18 protein-coding genes are annotated in these 19,783 nt (G+C 63.7%); 11 read left to right on the forward strand and 7 right to left on the reverse strand.

What is annotated here, in order from left to right; genetic code table 11:
- Together M2267_RS05465 and M2267_RS05470 are read right to left on the reverse strand one after the other, a co-directional pair.
- Window positions 1–270, reverse strand: a 270-nt coding sequence (locus tag M2267_RS05465) for a hypothetical protein (RefSeq protein ID WP_429113056.1), incomplete at its 3' end; no start/stop codon positions are given.
- A gap of 45 nt (window positions 271–315) precedes the next feature.
- Window positions 316–1,599, reverse strand: a complete 1,284-nt coding sequence (locus M2267_RS05470; protein WP_043624604.1) for a cystathionine gamma-synthase family protein — start codon at window positions 1,597–1,599, stop codon at window positions 316–318.
- A gap of 126 nt (window positions 1,600–1,725) precedes the next feature.
- On the opposite strand from M2267_RS05470, the gene M2267_RS05475 reads away from it, so the two are divergent.
- From M2267_RS05475 to M2267_RS05485, 3 genes are all read left to right on the forward strand, one after another.
- Complete coding sequence (locus M2267_RS05475; protein ID WP_043624607.1) at window positions 1,726–2,184, forward strand: Lrp/AsnC family transcriptional regulator; 459 nt, start codon at window positions 1,726–1,728, stop codon at window positions 2,182–2,184.
- A 137-nt stretch (window positions 2,185–2,321) separates the two neighbouring features.
- A complete protein-coding gene (locus M2267_RS05480; protein WP_429113059.1) occupies window positions 2,322–3,611 on the forward strand; it encodes a mechanosensitive ion channel family protein in 1,290 nt (429 codons plus the stop codon).
- Between the two features lie 255 nt (window positions 3,612–3,866).
- Window positions 3,867–5,552 carry an alpha/beta hydrolase gene (locus tag M2267_RS05485; RefSeq protein WP_429113062.1) on the forward strand — a complete coding sequence of 562 codons (1,686 nt, stop codon included), beginning with the start codon at window positions 3,867–3,869 and terminating at the stop codon, window positions 5,550–5,552.
- Between the two features lie 98 nt (window positions 5,553–5,650).
- Here the strand turns inward: M2267_RS05485 and M2267_RS05490 are convergent, their stop codons facing one another.
- Window positions 5,651–6,562 (reverse strand): LysR substrate-binding domain-containing protein, encoded by a 912-nt coding sequence (locus M2267_RS05490; protein ID WP_429113065.1) that lies wholly within the window; start codon window positions 6,560–6,562, stop codon window positions 5,651–5,653.
- 136 nt (window positions 6,563–6,698) lie between these two features.
- Between M2267_RS05490 and M2267_RS05495 the strand changes: the two genes are divergently transcribed.
- The 4 genes from M2267_RS05495 to M2267_RS05510 all read left to right on the forward strand — a co-directional run bounded on the left by M2267_RS05495 (window position 6,699) and on the right by M2267_RS05510 (window position 9,245).
- Complete coding sequence (locus M2267_RS05495) at window positions 6,699–7,364, forward strand: cysteine hydrolase family protein (RefSeq protein WP_429113068.1); 666 nt, start codon at window positions 6,699–6,701, stop codon at window positions 7,362–7,364.
- Window positions 7,365–7,426: 62 nt separating this feature from the next.
- On the forward strand, window positions 7,427–7,729 hold the full coding sequence (locus M2267_RS05500) for a GYD domain-containing protein (protein ID WP_429113069.1): 303 nt from the start codon (window positions 7,427–7,429) through the stop codon (window positions 7,727–7,729).
- Between the two features lie 11 nt (window positions 7,730–7,740).
- Window positions 7,741–8,556, forward strand: coding sequence for a transporter substrate-binding domain-containing protein (locus M2267_RS05505; RefSeq protein WP_429113072.1), 816 nt, complete (start codon window positions 7,741–7,743; stop codon window positions 8,554–8,556).
- Between the two features lie 17 nt (window positions 8,557–8,573).
- Window positions 8,574–9,245, forward strand: a complete 672-nt coding sequence (locus M2267_RS05510) for an amino acid ABC transporter permease (RefSeq protein ID WP_043624625.1) — start codon at window positions 8,574–8,576, stop codon at window positions 9,243–9,245.
- On the opposite strand, the gene M2267_RS05515 is transcribed toward M2267_RS05510, so the two are convergent.
- Window positions 9,242–10,117 (reverse strand): LysR family transcriptional regulator, encoded by an 876-nt coding sequence (locus M2267_RS05515; protein ID WP_429113075.1) that lies wholly within the window; start codon window positions 10,115–10,117, stop codon window positions 9,242–9,244. The genes M2267_RS05510 and M2267_RS05515 overlap by 4 nt on opposite strands.
- A gap of 123 nt (window positions 10,118–10,240) precedes the next feature.
- Here M2267_RS05515 and M2267_RS05520 point away from each other — a divergent pair, with 123 nt between their 5' ends.
- The 3 genes from M2267_RS05520 to M2267_RS05530 all read left to right on the forward strand — a co-directional run bounded on the left by M2267_RS05520 (window position 10,241) and on the right by M2267_RS05530 (window position 16,618).
- Window positions 10,241–12,688: a GcvT family protein gene (locus M2267_RS05520; RefSeq protein ID WP_429113078.1), complete on the forward strand. Its 2,448-nt coding sequence runs from the start codon at window positions 10,241–10,243 to the stop codon at window positions 12,686–12,688.
- Window positions 12,685–15,132 (forward strand): GcvT family protein, encoded by a 2,448-nt coding sequence (locus M2267_RS05525; RefSeq protein WP_429113080.1) that lies wholly within the window; start codon window positions 12,685–12,687, stop codon window positions 15,130–15,132. Before M2267_RS05520 ends, M2267_RS05525 begins: the two co-directional genes overlap by 4 nt.
- 253 nt (window positions 15,133–15,385) lie before the next feature.
- Entirely contained in the window at window positions 15,386–16,618 is a 1,233-nt protein-coding gene (locus M2267_RS05530; protein WP_429113082.1) for an aromatic ring-hydroxylating oxygenase subunit alpha, read from the forward strand.
- 62 nt (window positions 16,619–16,680) lie between these two features.
- Here M2267_RS05530 and M2267_RS05535 read toward each other — a convergent pair whose 3' ends face one another.
- Window positions 16,681–17,124 (reverse strand): Lrp/AsnC family transcriptional regulator, encoded by a 444-nt coding sequence (locus M2267_RS05535; RefSeq protein WP_429113085.1) that lies wholly within the window; start codon window positions 17,122–17,124, stop codon window positions 16,681–16,683.
- Window positions 17,125–17,237: 113 nt separating this feature from the next.
- On the opposite strand from M2267_RS05535, the gene M2267_RS05540 reads away from it, so the two are divergent.
- Window positions 17,238–17,822, forward strand: coding sequence for a cysteine hydrolase family protein (locus M2267_RS05540; RefSeq protein ID WP_429113088.1), 585 nt, complete (start codon window positions 17,238–17,240; stop codon window positions 17,820–17,822).
- Between the two features lie 60 nt (window positions 17,823–17,882).
- Here the strand turns inward: M2267_RS05540 and M2267_RS05545 are convergent, their stop codons facing one another.
- Together M2267_RS05545 and M2267_RS05550 are read right to left on the reverse strand one after the other, a co-directional pair.
- Window positions 17,883–18,407, reverse strand: coding sequence for a hypothetical protein (locus tag M2267_RS05545; RefSeq protein ID WP_429113089.1), 525 nt, complete (start codon window positions 18,405–18,407; stop codon window positions 17,883–17,885).
- A gap of 251 nt (window positions 18,408–18,658) precedes the next feature.
- Complete coding sequence (locus M2267_RS05550; RefSeq protein ID WP_429114494.1) at window positions 18,659–19,768, reverse strand: ABC transporter substrate-binding protein; 1,110 nt, start codon at window positions 19,766–19,768, stop codon at window positions 18,659–18,661.
- Window positions 19,769–19,783: the final 15 nt, after the last annotated feature.

Genomic DNA, 19,783 nt, shown 5'->3' on the forward strand with positions numbered 1-19,783 from the left:
AAAAGTGCGCAGCGGTTTTCCGTCCGGAATTGCGCCAGTCAAGCGAGCCAATTCCAGGAAAAGTGCGTAGCGGTTTTCCGTCCGGAATTGCGCCAGCCAAGCGAGCCAATTCCAGGAAAAGTGCGCAGCGGTTTTCCGTCCGGAATTGCGCCAGCCAAGCGAGCCAATTCCAGGAAAAGTGCGCAGCGGTTTTCCGTCCGGAATTGCGCCAGTCAAGCGAGCCAATTCCAGGAAAAGTGCGTAGCGGTTTTCCGTCCGGAATTGCGCCATTTGAATCAGCGAAGAGGCCGCCGGCTGGACCGGCGGCCGATTGCATCAGGCGAGTGACAGCGCGTTTGAAAGATCGGCGACGAGGTCGTCGGGATGCTCGATGCCGATCGACAGGCGGATGGTCGATTCGAGCACGCCGATGCGGTGGCGCACCTCGATAGGCACGCCGGAATGGGTCATCGCCGCCGGGTGGCTGGCGAGCGATTCCGTGCCGCCGAGGCTGACGGCAAGCTTGAAGATCTGCAGCGCATTGAGGAAGCGGAAGGCCGCCTCCTGGCCGCCCGCGATGTCGAAGGAGAAGGTCGAGCCGGCGCCGGTGCACTGCGCCTTGAAGGTGCGGCCGACCGGCGTGTCCTCGCCGTGGAAGGGCAGGTAGTGGATGCGCTCGACCTTCGGGTGGTCGCGCAGGAATTCGGCGACGATGCGGGCGTTGTCGTCGGCCTTCTGCATGCGCACAGACAGCGTTTCCAGCGAACGGCCGAGCATCCAGCAGGAGTGCGGATCGAGCTGGGTGCCGATTGCGCCGCGCAGCGCCTTCACCTGCTTCATCACCGCCTTGGAGCCGAGCGCGGCACCGGCGATGAGGTCGGAATGGCCGCCGACATATTTGGTCAGCGAATAGAGCGAGATGTCGGCGCCGTGCTCGATCGGCCGCTGGAAGACCGGACCGAGCAGCGTGTTGTCGCAGGCGACCACAGGGGTGTGGCCCTGCTTCCTGCCGATCGCATCGGCAACGCGGCGGATCATGGCGACGTCGACGAGGCTATTGGTCGGGTTCGCGGGCGTCTCGACCAGGATCACCGAGACCCGGCCCTTGGCCATCGCCTCTTCGGCGGCGGCTGATACGGCCGCTTCGTTGACGCCATCGGCAAAGCCGACGGCCGCGACGCCGAGATTGAGGAAGGTGCGGGCAAGCAGCGTTTCGGTGCCGCCATAGAGCGGCTGGCTGTGCAGCACCGCGTCACCGGGCTTGACGAAGGCGAGCAGCGTCGTGGCGATCGCCGACATGCCCGACGAGAACAATGCGCAGCTTTCGGTGCGCTCGTAGACGGCGAGGCGGTCCTCGACGATCTCGCTGTTCGGGTGGTTGAAGCGCGAATAAACGAGGCCGGCACCGACACCCGCCGGCGGCTCCTTGCGGCCGGAGACGAAGTCGAAGAAGTCGCGGCCCTCTTCGGCGGAGCGGAAGACAAAGGTGGAGGTCAGAAAGACCGGCGGTTTGACCGCGCCCTCCGACAGTTCCGGATCGTAGCCATAATTCAGCATCTGCGTTTCAGGATGCAGCTTGTGGTTTCCGATGTGGGTTTTGGAGGGATGCGGTGCGGTCATGGCTTGTCTCCTCAAGCGAAGCGGACTCGACTGACAGGCAAATTATATCAGATGCTTGGGCCGATCCTTGCTATTTCCGGCCGGATCGCCTTGAGTTGCGCAAAGATTTGGCTGAGTTGGAAAGATATGGCACAGAAAATTGCCGACGAGACGGATCGCAGGATTTTGAAGGAGCTGGTGGCGGATGCCCGGCTGACCAACAACGAGCTCGCCGAGCGGGTGGGGCTCTCGGCGTCGCCTTGTCTGCGCCGGCTGCGGCGGCTGGAAGAGACCGGTGTCATCCGCGGCTATACGGCGCTGGTCGATCCCGCAGTCGACGGCTGGACGATGACGGCGATTGCGACCGTCACGCTCAGCCGCCAGCACGAGGACGAGATCGTCATGTTCGAAGAGGCGGTGCGCGGCTGGGACGAGGTGCTCGAATGCCATCTGGTGACCGGCTCGCGCGACTACGTGCTGAAGGTGATGAGCGCCGGCCTCGATCAATACGAGCGCTTCATCAAGGAAAAGATTGCGAGGCTCAAATGCGTCGCCTCGATCGAGACGAGCTTCGTGATGAACACGATCAAGGAGCGGCGGATCTAGCGCCCACCCCTCCATTAAGCCTCTGGAGCGCTTCGATAATCGTCGATCGGCTTTGAAACCGTCAGGGATGCCCTACATTCGCGTTAGGAGGGCGTCCCACACGCTCGGCGGGCGCCTCGATCTCTCGGAGAGAGACGATGGATTTCGCAACAGCGCTCGATGCCGCCGCTTCGTGGCTGCAGACGGTCTTTTTGAACGCATGGACCTATTACCAGCTCGCCATCATCGCCGCCGGTTACCTGGTCTGCGGCGCGCTGGCAAAGCGGATAGAGCCGCGGGTCGAAGCCCGAGCCCGCACGATCAAGGGCAATCCGGATCTGCTGCGCGTCATCATCGCTTTCATGCGCCGGTTGCGCTGGCTGTTTCTGATCGTGTGGCTCTGGATCGCCGACGGGATGATCCTGCGCTTCGGCTGGCCGTCCTATCGCTGGCTGGTGGCGACCGCGCTGACGCTGACGGCGGCGTGGTTCGTCATCTCGGTGCTCACACGCATTATCCGCAACCAGATGCTGGCGCGCGTCACCGCCGTCGTCGGCTGGATCTATTTTGCGCTCTATGCGGTCGGGCTCGACCGGGTGATCCTGACGACGCTCGACGGCGTTGCCATCAATCTCGGCGCGGTTCGCCTGTCGCTGCTGCTCGTCCTCAAAGCCATCGTGCTTTCCTCCGCGCTGATCTGGCTTGCGGTTTTGATCGGCAATGTCTCGTCGCACTGGATCCAGCGGTCAGCAGACCTGACGCCCTCCTTCAAGGTGCTGATCAGCAAGCTGGTGAAGATCGCGCTGATCGGCTTTGCCGGCGCAATCGCGCTCTCGGCCACCGGCATCGACCTGACGGCGCTGACGGTGTTTTCCGGGGCGGTCGGCGTCGGCATCGGTTTCGGTCTGCAGAAGGTGGTTTCCAACTTTATCTCCGGCATCATCATCCTGCTCGACAAGTCGATCAAGCCGGGCGACACGATCACGCTCGGCGATACCTTCGGGTCCGTGCGCGACCTGCGCTCCCGCTTCGTCTCCGTCATCACCCGGGACGGCAAGGAATACCTCATTCCGAACGAGGACTTCATCTCGCAGCAGGTGGTGAACTGGTCGTTCTCCAGCGACTTCGTGCGCATCGAGATCGATTTCGGCACCTCCTATGACAGCGACCCGCACGAGGTGGCGCGCATCGCCATCGAGACCGCCGCATCGCTGCCGCGGGTTGCGAGCAGCTATGCCCAGCCGGTCTGCTGGATGACCGGCTTCGGCGCATCGTCGCTCGACTTCAAGCTAAGGTTCTGGATCTCCGATCCGAGCAACGGGCTCACCAACATTCGCGGCCAGGTGCTGATGGCGCTCTGGGATGCGTTCAAGGCGGCAGGCGTTTCGATCCCGTTCCCGCACCGCGAAATCATCATGAAGACGCCGGTCGAGGTGACACGCGCGTGAGGGCGAGCATGTCGCTCAAACGTCAGGAACCAAGCGTCTTGCGGTTGCGGCAATTGACTGGGCGCGAGGGGAAGGCGACATTGCAGCCAACGCCTGCTGCATGTTTCGTCAAATCGTCGCCGATTGGGGGATAAATGTGCAGCAATTCAACGTGATAAAGCGACCTTCGGCCGGCTGATAAGCCGCGGGCTCGAGGGTTGGCCCGGACGGCCTCCGACCGTTCCGGCGACAGGACTGCATGAGGTGGGACCGGCCATGGAAAATCTTCAACGGACGCGACTGTCGAGACTGCCGGTGCCGCGTTTCGTCTCCGCGCTTCTGGCTTCGTTTTCGACCACCGGCCTGATCGTCGGCGTCTTCTTCTTCGCCATGTCGCTGACGCCGAGCCTGATCCCGCGGCCCTATGTGGTACAGGCGGTAATCTCCGGTCTGTCGCTGTCCGCCGGCTATGCGATCGGCGTGCTCATGCGCTGGCTATGGTCCTTGCTCGACCTGCCGGAGATCCACGGGCGCACCGGTTTCACCGTGAAGGTGGTGGCGGCGTTCGGCTGTATCGCGGTTGCGCTCACCTTCCTTTGGCGCACCGCCTACTGGCAGAACACGGTGCGCGAAATCATGGGCATGCACCCGGTCGAAAGCGCCGAGCCGTTCAAGCTCGGCCTGATCGCGGCGCTCGTCTTCGTCGTCATCGTGCTGCTTGCGCGGCTCTTCCGGCTGACCTTCCAGTTTCTGACCCGGCGGTTCGAATATGTGCTGACGCGACCGATGGCGAAGCTCGCCGGCGTGGTTGCGGCGCTCGCGCTCTTCTGGTCGGCCGCCGATGGCGTCATCTTCCGCTTTGTGCTGCACGCTGCCGACAGCTCTTTCCAGCGGCTCGATGCCTTGATCGACCCCGATGTCGCGCCGCCGAGCGATCCTTCAAAGACCGGCAGTAGCGCCTCGCTGATGCGCTGGGACGAGCTTGGCCGACAAGGCCGCCAGTTCATCGCCTCCGGCCCGGCGGCAAAGGACATCGGCGGCTTCTTCAGCGGAGAGGCGAAGGAGCCCTTGCGCGTCTATGCCGGCCTCAACTCGGCCGAAACCGCCAAGGAACGGGCGAAGCTGGCGCTGGAGGAGTTGAAGCGCGTCGGCGGTTTCGAGCGCTCGAACCTCCTGATCGTGGTTCCGACCGGGACCGGCTGGATCGATCCGCCGGGCCTCGATTCACTCGAATATCTGCTGAAGGGCGATGTCGCGAGCGTCGCGGTGCAGTACTCCTACCTCACGAGTTGGCTGTCGCTGCTGGTCGAGCCGGAATATGGCGCCGAGACCGCCGATGCGCTGTTCGATGCCGTCTACGGCTACTGGACGACGCTGCCGAAGGACAAAAGGCCGAAGCTCTATCTCTATGGTCTCAGCCTCGGCTCGATGAATTCGCAAGGCTCGGTCGATCCCTTCGACATCATCAGCGATCCGTTCCAGGGCGCACTCTGGGTCGGGTCGCCGTTCCCGACGAAGACATGGCTGCAGATCACCCGAAACCGCAATCCGGGCTCGCCGGAATGGCGGCCGCTCTACCGCGACGGCTCGGTGATCCGTTTCACCAACCAGGAGAATGCGCTGAACATTCCGGGCGCGACCTGGGGCAATGTCCGCATCGTCTACCTGCAATATGCCAGTGACCCGATCACCTTCTTCGATCCCCATTCCTTCTACCGCGAACCGGACTGGATGAAGGCGCCGCGCGGAGCGGACGTCTCTCCGGCGCTTCGCTGGTTCCCGGTTGTCACCATGTTCCAGCTGCTCGCCGACATGGCGCTCGCGACCACCTCGCCGATCGGCTTCGGCCATGTCTACGCGCCGGAACACTATATCGACGCATGGATGCAGGTGATGGCACCGCCCGGTGTGACCGAAGCGGATGCCGAGCGGCTGAAGACGATGCTCAAGGGGCGCTACTAGAGCAATTCCAGGAAAAGTGTGAAACGGGTTTCCGCACGGAATTGCGTAATTTCAAAGAGTTAGATAATTTCATCCTTTCAAGGAAACGATGAAATGATCTAGGCCTGCTTGTCGCCGGATCGTTCGCCGCGCAGGTGTGCGGCGATCTGGTTGGCGAAGGCCTGGATCAGCGGCTCCTCCGCCTTTTCCGTCGGGCAGAGCAGGTAGTAGCCGGCCGACGCCGGTATCGCCGTCGGGAAGGGCTGGATCAGCCGGCCCTCGTAGAGATAGGAACGCGTCAGCACGTCGGAGACGAGCGCGATGCCCTGACCCTGCAGGGCCGATGCGACGGCGATCGCGACCGATTGCACGCGCACGCTGCGGCTGCCTTCGAGCGAGATGCGCGCGGCGGCCGACCAGCGCGTCCATTCCCGGCCGTCATCCTCATGCAGCAGCGTGACGTCGCGCAGCTTGCGCTCGCGCAGCGGCCCTTCGAGCCTGGGGAAGAGCAGCGGCGAACAGACCGTGCGCAGTTTGACGTCGCTGACTGCCTGCCACCACAGGCCGTCGAAGGGCGGGTTGTCGTAGACGACGGCGAGGTCGACATCGTCCCAGACCACGTCGCTGGCGCGGATGCAATTGCGCATCGAAAGATCGGTGACGCCGCGCGCACCTGCGAACTGCACGAGGAGGCCGGCCATCCAGGCAATCGCCAGTGCCGGCGGTAGGCCGACCGTCAGCTTGCGCTGGTGGCTTTCGAGCCTTCGGTCGGTGCCGTCCTCGACGGCTGCGGCAAGATTGCCGATCGCGTGGGAGACCGTCTGCGCGAATTCGCGGCCGGCGGCCGTGAGCTTGATGTTGCGCCCGGATTTCTCAAGCAGCGTCAGTCCCGTCGTTTCCGAGAGCCGGCGCAATTGCAGCGAAACGGCGCCGGGGCTGAGGCCCAGTTCGTCCGCCGCCTGGCGCACGGAACCGATGCGCGCGACCGCTTCGAACGCCCGGATATAGGGCAGGAAATGCAAAGCCTTCACGTGAGTTCTCCTGCTCTGATCGCGCCCTCATGGCGTGAAATCGTTTAGCCAGACTGCACAATATCAAGCATAAAAAATCGCTATTCCCAATCGATATTTGTTCCTATGACTCTGTGCGGAGAGAGGGAGAACGATGATGATCGAGGCACAACCGTTTGATTTTCCTTATGATGGAAAGCTGGTACCGGCGCAGACTGCGCTGATGGTGATTGACCTGCAGATCGACTTCTGCTCGCCCAACGGCTACTTCGCGTCGATGGGCTACGATCCGGCGCCGCTGGCGGCCATCGTGCCTGCGGTCAACCGGGTGATTGCGGCGGCACGTCAAGCCGGCTGCCTGATCATCCACACGCGCCAGGGCTACCGCGCAGATCTCGCCGACATGACGCCTTACGAGAAATGGCGCCGCAAGCGCTCCGGCCTTGAGAACACGCAGGTGCTGTTGCGCTCGAGCCCGGGGTTCCAGCTCTTGCCCGAACTCGATGTCGCCGACACCGACGTCATCATCGACAAGACCTGCAACAGCTCCTTCACCTATACGGATCTCGAGCACGTGCTGAGATCGCAAGGCATCACCCACATGCTTCTTACCGGCTGCACCACCGATGTCTGCGTGCACACGACGCTGCGCGAAGCCTGCGATCGCAATTTCCAATGCCTGACGATTTCGGACTGCTGCGCCAGCGGCGAGCAGTGGGCGCATGAGGCGGCGATCAACATGATCTCGATCGAGAACGGCATCTTCGGCACGGTCTCGACCAGCGATGCGGTCATCGCGGGTCTTGCGAGAGCAGCGCGCTAAGCGCGACGCCAACTTCACATCGTCAAAGCCTTTTGCCAACCGTTTCAACGGAATGATGCCCCATGCAACGATATATCTCGCTGATGCGCCTGACCTCCAAGGGACTGGCCGAGCTCTCCGACAGCGGCGCCCGGCGCAAGGTGAGCGAGGATCGGGTCGCCGCACTCGGCGGCCGCTCGGTCGCCTTCTATGCCACGCTCGGGACCTATGACTTCGTCCAGGTTTTCGAGATGCCGGACAATGCGTCGATGATGCAATACGTGCTGACGGCACGGCGCGACGGCTTCGTGGATCCGCTTATCCTTCCTGCCTTCGACAGCCAGACCTATGGCGACATCGTCGGCCGCGTTTCACCAGCACAATGAGGGGAATGAAGATGATCAGACTGGTATCCTGCGCAACCCTTCTTGCAACCGTCGTGCTTTCTGCCGGCGTCGCACAGGCCGAGCCGCCGGCTTTCGCCGCCGATGGCGAGGTCGGTGTCTGCACCACAGCGGCCTTTCCGCCGCTTTCGTTCAAGGAACATCCGGCCGATGCCGCACCGACCGGCATCGACATCGAGATCGCCGAAGCGCTGGCAGCGCAATGGAACGCGAAGGTGAACTACACCGTCACCGAATTCGCCGGCCTGTTGCCGACGCTTGGGGCAGGGCGCTGCGACGTCATCGTCAGCGGTATCTACATCAACGCCAAGCGGCGCGAGACCTATGACGGCGTGCCCTACATGAAGTCGGCGACGGCGATGGTCACCAAGGCGGGCAGCGATACGATCAAGGTGCCGGAGGACCTGAGCGGCAAGGTGATCGCGCTCGAAGCCGGTGCCTACTACAAGGAAGAGCGGATCGGGCCCTTAAACGAAGCGCTGACCGCCAAGGGCTTGCCGCCGGTCGAGGTGCAGGAATACCCGACCCAGCAGGCAGCCTACCAGCAGGTGCTCGTCGGCCGCGTCGATGCGACCGTGACTGAGGAGGCCGAGGGCGCCTATCGCGCGTCGCGTTCCGACGGCGCACTTACACTCCCTTACATCTGGGCTTCCGATTTCAAATACGGCATCTACAGCCGCCGCGACGGTGGCGATGCAGCCGCGGTAAAGGCAGGGCTGAAGGCGCTCAAGGAGAAGGGCTTCTTCGGCGATCTCGCCAGGAAATACGGGCTCGATCCGGCGCTCTTCGACGTCGACTACGACTCCTGATCTGAAGGAGGCGGGGCATGAACTTCGATACGAAACTGTTTTTCGATGCCCTGACCATGCCCGTCATGCTGCAGGGGGCGGGCATCGCCATCCTGCTGTCGATCCTGGTGCAGGCGGCGTCGTTTCTGCTCTGCCTGCCTCTTGCCGTCGCGCTCAACTCGATGGCAACGGTCCGGCGCACGGCAGCGCAGCTCTATGTCTGGCTGTTCCGCTCGTCACCGCTGATCCTCGTGCTGCTGATCGTCTGGAACGGCGCGCCGCAGCTTTTTCCGGGCCTGACGCGCGCACCCTGGTACACGCCCTTCGTCGCCGCCTTCATCGCCTTCACGCTGGTGACGGCCGCCTACATGGCCGAGGCGATGCGCGGCGCGCTTGCGGCGATCGGCCAGGGGCAGACGGACGCCGCCCGTGCACTCGGCCTCAACCGCTGGCAGACCTTCTTTCTGGTGGTCTTGCCGCAGGCGCTCCGGATCGTCATGCCGGTGCTGGTCAACGAGTTCATCAACCTGATCAAGCTGACGTCGCTTGCCTATGTGATTTCGATGCGCGAGATCATGGCGGTGGTCAACGACGCGATTGCGTCGAGCTTCCGCTTCGTCGAGTGGTATTCGGCAGCGCTGGTCTACTACCTCGCGATCGTTTCGATCCTGATGTTTCTGCAGCGGCTCATTCAAAGCCGCATGGCCTAACCCGTTTCCGAATTTGGCACCGGCAGCGTTGCGAGCAGATCGGCCATGGCCGCGATGATCTTGCGGTGTTGGTGGGCGTGGCGGGTGCGCAGGCTCGTGGCGGCATAGACGGTCTGCGCAATGACGGGCGCATCCTGAACGCGCGCGGCAAATCCATCGCCCGCCAGTCGCTCGGCCGTCGCGGCCGTCACATAGGCCGATCCGCCGAGTGTGGACAACAGCCGGGTGATCGCCATGTTCTGCCCGGCGGCAAGTAGCGCTGCGGAGAGATGCGGCAGCGCCAGTCGGTGGGCGCGATCGAAGCCCGGCGAATAGCTCGAGCGGATGTAGCTTTCGGAGCGGATCTCAGCGAGCGTCTGCGCCTCCGTGCTCACCATGACGTAATGCAGATCGCCGATCCGTTCGTAATAGAGATCGGGCAGGTAGTGGGGCGTATAGAGGATCGCCAGATCAAGGTCGCCGGCGCCGAGATCGCGGTTCATTTGGTTGGAGTAGTCCGCCTCCATGTAGATCTCGATGCCGGGCATCTCCCGTCGGATCGTTGCCATCCATTCCCCGGCAAAGGCTTCCGCCAGATCATGCTGGACGCCAAGCCGCATGGAGCGTTCGAGCGCGCCGGCATTGGTGACCGCGCGCGTTGCTTCATGCCATTGGTTTTGCAGGGCTTTCGCGTAATCGAGAAAACGCAGTCCGGCGGCCGTCGGCACGGTGCCGCCCTTGTTGCGGGTAAAGAGCTTGCGGTTGAACTGCGCTTCCAGTGCCTTCACCCGATGCGAGACGGTCGACTGGGTAAGGTTCAGCCGCTCGGCGGTGCGGTTGAAGGAGCGGCTCTCCATCAGGTCCAGGAAGGTTTCGATCAGCTCCACCTGCATGCCGTTCTCTCCCGCTGCGATCGCTCCAATCTAATCGAAAACATCGATCAATAAAGACTGTTTCCGTTGCTTGATGACGCCCGGCTTCAGCGGCAAGAATTCGCCAAAACGAGGGAACAGTTGATGTCGAATTTGCCGTCGCACGCGCGTGTCGTGATCATCGGTGGGGGAGCGATCGGCGCTTCCTCGCTCTACCATCTCGCCAAGGCCGGCTGGACCGATTGCGTGCTCCTGGAAAAGAACGAGCTGACGGCGGGCTCCACCTGGCATGCGGCCGGCAACGTGCCGACCTTTTCGTCCTCCTGGTCGATCATGAACATGCAGCGCTATTCGGCGTCGCTCTATCGCGATCTCGGCACGCTCGTCGACTATCCGATGAACTATCACGTCACCGGCTCGATCCGGCTTGGCCATTCGAAGGAGCGGCTGCAGGAGTTCAAGCGTGTCGTCGGTATGGGCCGCTATCAGGGCATGGATCTCGACATCCTTTCGCCCGACGAGATGCGCGCCCGCTACCCGTTCCTCGAAACGCATGAACTGACCGGCGCGCTCTATGATCCCTATGACGGCGACATCGACCCGGCGCAGCTGACGCAGGCGCTTGCAAAGGGCGCGCGCGACATGGGTGCCAAGATCATCCGTTTCTGTCCGGTCACGGGCGCGCGCCGCGAAAACGACGAATGGGTGATTTCGACGCCGCAGGGCGAGATCCGCTGCGAATATGTCGTCAACGCCGCCGGCTATTATGCCCGCGAAGTGGGCAAGATGTTCGGCCGTGACGTGCCGATGATGGTGATGAGCCACCAGTACATCCTGTTCGACGAGATCCCGGAGCTTGCCGCATGGTCGAAGGAGGCCGGCCACAAGCTGCCGCTGCTGCGCGATGTCGACAGCTCCTACTATCTCCGCCAGGAAAAGAACGGCATGAACCTCGGGCCCTACGAGCGCAATTGTCGCGCCCATTGGGTTACGCCTGACGACCCGATGCCGGAGGACTTCTCCTTCCAGCTCTTCCCCGACGATCTCGACCGGCTGGAATGGTACCTGAACGACGCCGTCGAGCGCGTGCCGATCCTGGGAACCGCCGGGCTGTCGCGCATCATCAACGGCCCGATCCCCTATGCGCCCGACGGCAACCCGCTGATCGGCCCGATGCCTGGTGTCCCCAACGCGTTCGAGGCCTGCGTCTTCACCTTCGGCATCTGCCAGGCGGGCGGCGCCGGCAAGGTGCTGGCCGAATGGATCACCGAGGGCCAGACGGAATGGGACATGTGGTCCTGCGATCCGCGCCGCTACACCGACTACACCGACCAGGACTATTGCATCGCCAAGGGCATGGAGATCTACGGCCACGAATATGCGATGCATTTTCCGAAGCATTATTGGCCCGAGGGTCGGGGCAAGAAGCTGTCGCCGATCCACGACCGGATCGCAGCGCTTGGCGCCCAGTTCAAGCCCTACAACGGCTGGGAGCGTGCCATGTGGTACGCCAAACCAGGCGACGACACCTCCGAAGAGGCGACGCAGACCTGGGGCCGCGAAGGCCCGTGGGCGGAGCGCATCAAGGAGGAGTGTCTCGCCGTTCGCGACGCTGCCGGCATTCTCGACCTGCCGGGCTTCTCGCGCTTCCGGGTGAAGGGCGAGGGCGCGACCGAATGGCTGTCCAGCCTCATCACCGGCCGCGTGCCGAAGCCAGGGCGCATCGGCCTTGCCTATTTCGCCGACGACAAGGGGCGGATCGTCACCGAAATGTCGGTCATGATGCTGGACGAGGACTTCTTCTTCCTGATCACCGCCGCGACGGCGCAGTGGCATGATCTTGAATGGCTGCGCAAGCATGTGCCCGGCAACGCCGCCTTCAGCATCGACGACGTCACCACCTCCTTCTCCTGCCAGATCCTCACCGGGCCGAAATCGCGCGCGATCCTTTCCGACGTCAGCGAGGCCGACCTCGCCAAGGGCTGGCTTACCCATCAGACGACGCAGATCGCAGGGCGCTACTGCCAGCTGGTGCGCGTCTCCTTCGCCGGAGAACTCGGCTGGGAGATCCACACGAAGGTCGAGGACACGGCCATCATCTTCGACGCCGTCTGGGCGGCCGGGCAGAAGCACGGGCTCAAGCCCTTCGGCATGGAGGCGCTCGACAGCCTGCGCATCGAGAAGGGCTACCGCGCCTGGAAGGGCGATCTTTCCACCGATTACACCATCCTGCAGGGCGGACTTGAGCGCTTCGTCGATTGGGGCAAGCCTGGCTTCAAGGGCAAGGCGGCGCTGGAGCGTGAAAAGCAGCAGGGCGTTTCCAAGCGCTTCGTCACGCTGACGGTTGCCGCCGACGGCTGCGACGCGCCTTACATGTCGACGCTCTGGTCGGGCGGAGAGGTGGTCGGCGAGACGACGTCGGGTAACTGGGGCCACCGCGTCGGCAAGTCGATCGCGCTCGGCATGCTCAGGGCCGATCTCGCCGTGCCCGGCAAGGAAATCGAGGTCGAGATCTTCGGCGACCGCTTCAAGGCGACGGTCGAAGCGGACCAGCCGCTCTGGGATCCCTCCAACGAAAGACTGCGCGCATGACCAAGCCCATTCCCTTGAAAGCCCGTGCGGTCATCATCGGCGGCGGCGTCTCCGGCTGTTCGGTCGCCTATCACCTGGCCAAGCTCGGCTGGACCGACGTGGTGCTGCTCGAGCGCAAGCAGTTGACGTCGGGCACCACCTGGCATGCGGCTGGGCTCATCGGCCAGTTGCGCGCCTCGCAAAACATGACGCGGCTCGCGAAATACTCGGCCGACCTCTACGTCAAGCTCGAGGCCGAGACCGGCATTTCCACCGGCATGCGCCAGAACGGCTCGATCACCGTGGCGCTGACCGAGGAGCGCAAGGAAGAGATCTATCGCCAGGCTTCCTTGGCGCGCGCCTTCAATGTCGACGTGCGCGAGATCACGCCTGACGAGGTGAAGGCGATGTATCCGCACCTCAACACCTCTGATGTGAAGGCGGCGGTGCATCTGCCGCTCGACGGCCAGTGCGACCCGGCCAACATTGCTATGGCGCTTGCCAAGGGCGCGCGCCAGAACGGAGCAACGATCCTCGAAGGCGTCAAGGTCACGTCCGTCCTGAAGAAGGACGGCCGGGTCACCGGCGTTACCTGCGAGCAGAACGGCGAGACCTATACGATCGAGACCGATCATGTCGTCAACTGCGCCGGCATGTGGGGCAGGGAGTTTGCGCGGCAATCGGGCGTCACCGTGCCGCTGCACGCCTGCGAGCATTTCTACATCGTCACCGAGGCGATCCCGGAGCTGAAGCGTCTGCCGGTGCTGCGCGTGCCGGACGAGTGTACCTACTACAAGGAAGACGCCGGCAAGATGCTGATCGGCGCCTTCGAGCTGAAAGCCAAGCCCTGGGGCATGGAGGGCATCCGCGAGGACTTCTGTTTCGACCAGTTGCCCGACGATTTCGACCACTTCGCGCCGATCCTCGAAATGGCGGTCAACCGCATGCCGATGCTGGAAACCGCTGGTATCCACACCTTCTTCAACGGCCCGGAAAGCTTTACCCCAGACGACCGCTACTATCTCGGCGAAGCGCCTGAGGTGAAGGGCTACTGGGTCGCGGCCGGCTACAACTCGATCGGCATCGTTTCCTCCGGCGGCGCCGGCATGGCGCTCGCGCAATGGATGAACGACGGCGAGCCGCCCTTCGATCTCTGGGAGGTGGATATCCGCCGCGCGCAGCCATTCCAGAAGAACCGTGCCTATCTGAAAGACCGCGTCTCCGAGACGCTCGGCCTGCTCTATGCCGACCATTTTCCCTATCGCCAGATGGCGACGGCCCGCGGCGTCCGCCGTTCGCCGCTGCATGAGCACCTGAAGGCCCGCGGCGCCGTCTTCGGCGAAGTGGCGGGCTGGGAGCGTGCCAACTGGTTTGCGAGGGAGGGCCAGGAGCGCGAGTACCGCTATTCCTGGAAGCGGCAGAACTGGTTCGAGAACCAGAGGGATGAGCATCTGGCGGTCAGGAACGGCGTCGGCCTGTTCGACATGACCTCCTTCGGCAAGATCCGGGTCGAAGGGCGCGACGCGCTTACCTTCCTGCAGCGGCTCTGCGCCAACGATATGAACGTCGAGCCCGGCCGCATCGTCTATACCCAGATGCTGAACGCCCGCGGCGGCATCGAGAGCGACCTGACGGTGACCCGTCTTTCGGAAACCGCCTTTCTGCTGGTGGTGCCCGGCGCGACGCTGCAGCGTGATCTCGCCTGGCTGCGCAAGCATCTGACCGACGAGTTCGTGGTCATCACCGATGTCGGCGCCGGCGAAAGCGTGCTTTGCGTCATGGGGCCGAAGGCGCGCGAATTGATGCAGAAGGTCAGCCCCAACGACTTCTCGAACGCCGGGCATCCCTTCGGTACCGCGCGCGAGATCGAGGTCGGCATGGGTCTCGCCCGCGCGCACCGCGTCACCTATGTCGGCGAACTCGGCTGGGAACTCTATGTCCCGACCGACCAGACGGCGCATGTGTTCGAGGCGCTGGAGGCGGCGGGCGAGGGGCTCGGCCTCAAGCTCTGCGGCATCCACACGCTCGACAGCTGCCGCATCGAAAAGGCCTTCCGCCATTTCGGCCACGACATCACCGACGAGGACCACGTGCTCGAAGCCGGGCTCGGCTTTGCGGTCAAGGCCGACAAGGGCGATTTCATCGGCCGCGAGGCGGTGCTTGCCAAGCACAATCGCGGTCTGTCGCGCCGGCTGGTGCAGTTCCGCCTTACGGAACCCGAGCCGCTGCTCTTCCACAACGAGGCGATCGTGCGCGACGGCAAGATCGTGGGCACGATCACATCGGGCAATTACGGCCACCATCTCGGCGGCGCCATCGGGCTTGGCTACGTGCCCTCGGAAGGCGAGAGCGCAGGGGACGTGCTCGGATCAAGCTTCGAGATCGAGATTGCCGGAACGCGGGTGAAGGCGGAGGCGTCGCTGAAGCCGATGTACGACCCGCGGGCGGAGCGGGTGCGCATGTAGGCGGGCGTTTGAGGCTGCCCCTCACCCAAACCCTCTCCCCGCAGGCGGGGCGAGGGGACCTGCCATACCGATGGTTCAGGCAATGGCGAGACGGTGCCGCATATCCCTTCTCCCCGTCAAACGGGGAGAAGGTGCCGGCAGGCGGATGAGGGGCAGCGCCTCGCTGCGCGCATGAGGGGCCGTTCCGGGCCTAGAACAGGACAATACGCGTGCCGGATCGCGGGTTTCCGGTCTTCTTTCTGGAGTTCAGTCCATGCTCGCATCGGAGCTTAAGGATACGACAGTTGCGGGCGACCGCATCGATCAGCTCGTCGCCGGCCATCGTCCCGGTCATGGGCTTGCCCGCGCCTTCTATCTCGACCCGGAGATCTATGAGCGGGACCTGGAGCGGGTGTTCCGGCGCCACTGGCATTGCGTCGCCCATGAAAGCGCGATCCCCAACGCCAATGATTTCGAGGTCTTCCGCATGGCGTCCGAGCAGGTGATCGTCACCCGGACGGCGAGCGGCGAGATCCACGCGATGCTGAACGTCTGCCGTCACCGCGGCGCCGAGGTCTGCACCAAGGACAAGGGCAATGCCCGCGCCTTCGTCTGTCCCTACCACGCCTGGACCTACGGCAATGACGGCGCGCTGAAGGCAGCAAGGCTGATGCCCAAGGACTTCAAGCGCGAGGACCACGGGCTGAAGAAACTCAACGTGCGTGTCGTCGAGGGCCTGATCTTCATCTCGTTCGCCGCCGATCCGCTCGATTTCTCCGAGGTCGAGCGGCTGCTGCACGCGACCTGTGGCCAATATGGCTGGGGCTCGGCGAAGATCGCCCATCGTCAGTCCTATCCGGTTGACGCCAACTGGAAGCTTGCGGTCGAGAATTACGTCGAGTGCTACCATTGCGGGCCGGCGCATCCGGAATATTCCGAAACCCATGCGTTGGAACAGCCGCTGCACCTGATCGAGGAACTGAACGCCAAGATGGAGGCGCGCACCTGCGCGCTCGGCATCGAGGTCGCCTCCGGCAATCACTGGCAGAATTCCACTGGCGGCAAGGAGACAATCCATGCCTTCCGCTACGCGCTCTATGATGGCGTCCAGACCGGCAGCAAGGACGGGCAAGCGCTGAGCACGCTGATGGGCCGCTTCACCGATTTCGACGGCGGCGTCACCTCGATCCATCTGGGCGGCACCACCTTCCTCGTCTGCTATCCGGACCACGGCATGATCTACCGCTTCATACCGAAGACGGCCGAAACCTCGGAGATGGAGCTGATCTGGCTCGTCGACGGCAAGGCCGAGGAGGGGCGCGACTACGACCTGGAAAAGCTCACCTGGCTCTGGAAGGTGACGACCGACGAGGACAAGGCGATCATCGAACACACGTCGCGCGGCGTGCGCTCGCACTATTTCGTGCCGGGCCCGATCGCGCCGATGGAGCAGAACGAGCTGCGCTACATCAACTGGTATCTCGACGAGATCAGCCGGCCTGCCTGAGCGTCAAGCTGCAGGCAAATCGCGTCGCCGGTGCAAGCGTGCCGGCGACGCATTTCGTTTGCCTAGTCCCGCCGGTTGAAATGCGTCCTTAGCGCCACATGCGTCTGCACCGTCGCGACGCCCGGGATGATCGATATCTGCCGGCGGATGGTGTCGAGATCGCCGTTGGAGGCGCATTCGACCAGCACCATCAGGTCGGTGGCGCCGGCGAGCGACCAGCAGGTGACGATGGGCGGCATGGCGGAGAGATGCGGCACGATGTGGTCGCAGTTCTTGCCGGGCTGGAAGGTGATGGCGATCAGCGATTTGACCGTCGGGCTCTGGTCTTCGATGCCGAGGCGGATGGTGTAGCCGGCAATCACGCCCTTCGATTCCAGCCGCCGCAGCCGGTCATGGGCCGCGCTGCGCGAAAGGCCGCTGTGGCGGGCCAGTGCCACCAGGCTCTGGCGCGAATCCTGTCTGAGAGCCGACAAGAGCAGGCGATCCTTTTCATCGATTTCCGTCAAAACGTCGCCTCCATGTCGCCATTTCCGGACATATGTCCGGTCAGGCGTCATCATGTCCAGTGAAACCGGACGATAGGCAAGATAGCGTCTCCCTGCAACAACGGAGCCTTTCCATGCCCAAACTGAATATCCCCGACAACGCCGTGCTGCTGCCGATCGACATGCAGCAGGCCTTTGACAGCGCCCCCTGGCCGCGCCGCTGGAACGACGCGGTCGATGAAAACGGCCTTGCGCTCCTTGCCGCCTGGCGGGCGAGCGGTCGGCCGATCATTCACGTGCGCCACGACAGCGTCATGCCCGGTTCGACGCTTTCGCTGGGCGCCCCCGGCAATGGTTTCAGGCCCGGTTTCGGACCGATGGGAGACGAGGCGCTCGTCACCAAGGGCGTCAATGCTGCCTTTATCGGCACGGATCTCGATCTGCGCCTTCGTCGTCTCGGCGTCGACACGGTCGTCGCCTTCGGTATTTCCACCGACATGTGCGTCTCGACCTCGGTGCGCGTCGGCGCCAATCTAGGCTACCGCATGATGCTCGTCGAGGATGCCTGCGACTGCTTCGACCAGCCGGACGGCGAAGGCGGAGTGATTTCGGCGCGCGACATCCACCGTGCCCATGTGGCGACATTGCGGGCGGAATTTGCCGAGGTGCAGTCGACGGCGAAGCTCATCGAGGCGTTGCGGCGCCCCGCAGCGGCTTGACGGTCGGGCGCGGGCAGACGTTGGCTAACGCTTGGCTGCTTGTCTCTCCCGCGCCACCGACTAACGGTTGGCGCCGCGGACTTCCCGGATCTCGGTCGTCCATTTCGGCGCCGTCAGGCTTTCGCCCTCGCGGTTGGGGAAGGTGAGGAAGGTTTCGAACGAACGGCTCTGACCCGCCGGTACGCGGGCGAGGATCAGTGCTGTGTCGTTGCCGATCGTCTCGCAATTGCCGTCGGGGCAGTTTTCGAGCGTGACCGCGAGGCGGAAATATTCGAGCAGCTGCGGCCCTTTGTTCGTCACCGTGCCGCGCAGCCGGAAGCTTCTTTCCGGCTGACTCTGCTCGAAGGTCAGGCCTTCCAGGGCGACATCGGAGGCCGTGAGGCCGGCCGGTTGCGTCGTCTCAGCGGGCTGTGGCGCAGGGGGCGTGCGGCCGTCGCGGTCGACAAACCAGATGATGAAGGCGACGAGCAGGCCGAGCGCCACGGCGACGGAAAGGATCGGTTCGGCCCAATGACGAAAGCGGCTGAAGCGCGCTGCCAGATACACGACGACAAGACCCAGCGGTAACGCAATCAACCACAGCATCAAGATCCTCCTCAACCCCGCATCATTCCTTGGTCCGGAATCGACGCAACTGAGAAATCGTGCAGCCGATCAACGTGTTACAGCGATGCTCGCCTTCTCGGAACGGCGCGCTACACCACCTGGCCTTTATATAGGGTGGGCGCCGACTGGCAACACGCCGGGGCGTCGGACGAAAGGAAGCACCCTGACGAATTGGTGAACACGCGTGACCAGGTCATGCGCTCCCGCGCTTACGTGTGCAGGACGCCTCCCTATCTGGCGGGTGTCAGATCCACCCAGTAGGTGCCTTCGAAGGGCACCGCGGCGAAGCGAGCGTTGATCTCGGCGAGGCTCTTTTGCGGATCGAGATCGCCGAACAGATCCGGCCGGATCCAGGTGGCGAAGGCTTCGGCGGCGATGATGTTGAGCGGGATCGCGTTGAAGAAGTTCCAGAGACCGTGCACGCGCTTTTCCTCGATGGCGCGGATGGTCTTCAGCGCCGGCGCTTCGATGGTGCGGGCGAGCGTCTCGCGGGCTTCGTCCTCGCTGACGCCGGGGCCGATCGAGAGCGTGCCGTATTTGCCGCCGGGCGAGGAGGTGGCGATATAGATTTCCGGATTGGCGGCCATGATCGCCTCGGCGTTGACGGTGCCGCCCGGCCTCGGCAGCACGCCTTCGGCAAAGTTGCGGCCGCCGGCCACCGTCAGGAATTCGCCGAGACCGCCGGTGCCATAGGCCCAGCAACAGCGGTCGGGTTGGGGGAAGGCGTCCATCAGCACCAGCGGGCGCGGTTCCGGCTTGGCGGCGATGCGGTCGCGGATCAGCTTGAGCTTGTCCTCGTAGAACCGGGCGAAGGCCTCGGCCTGTTCGTCCCGTTCGAGGATCCGGCCGAGCAGACGCATCATGCGCGGGGTGCCGGTCAGCGCGTCGTTGTTGAAATCGACCACCACCACCGGCACGCCGATGCCGGTCAGGTATTCGATGGCGCGCCTGCCGGACTCAGTGTCGGATTGCCAGTTGTTGAGCAGCGCGAGATCGGCCTTCACCGTCAGCAGCGTCTCGAAGGAAAGGCCGGGGCCGGTGCCGTCGTCGATCTGCGGCACGTCGGCGATATCAGGGAATTTCCGCCGGAAGCTCTCGTAGATCTCGGGGTTGTCGGTCTTCATGTCGCCGGACCAGGCGGCAAGCAGGCTGACGGGATCGGGATGGATGAGCGACAGGGCGACGAGATTGAAGCCGCTTCCAAGTAGGATCGCCTTCGGCTTTGCCGGTATCGTCACCTCGCGGCCGACCGCGTCGGTGACGGTCATCGGCCAGATGCCTTCGGCGCGGGCGGAGACGGCAAAAAGCAGGGCGGCGATGACAACGATCGTCAGCCGCAGAGCGGCCGGGAAGGG

Source organism: Ensifer sp. KUDG1, from assembly GCF_050434285.1.
In the GTDB taxonomy this organism is placed as follows: Bacteria; Pseudomonadota; Alphaproteobacteria; order Rhizobiales; family Rhizobiaceae; genus Ensifer.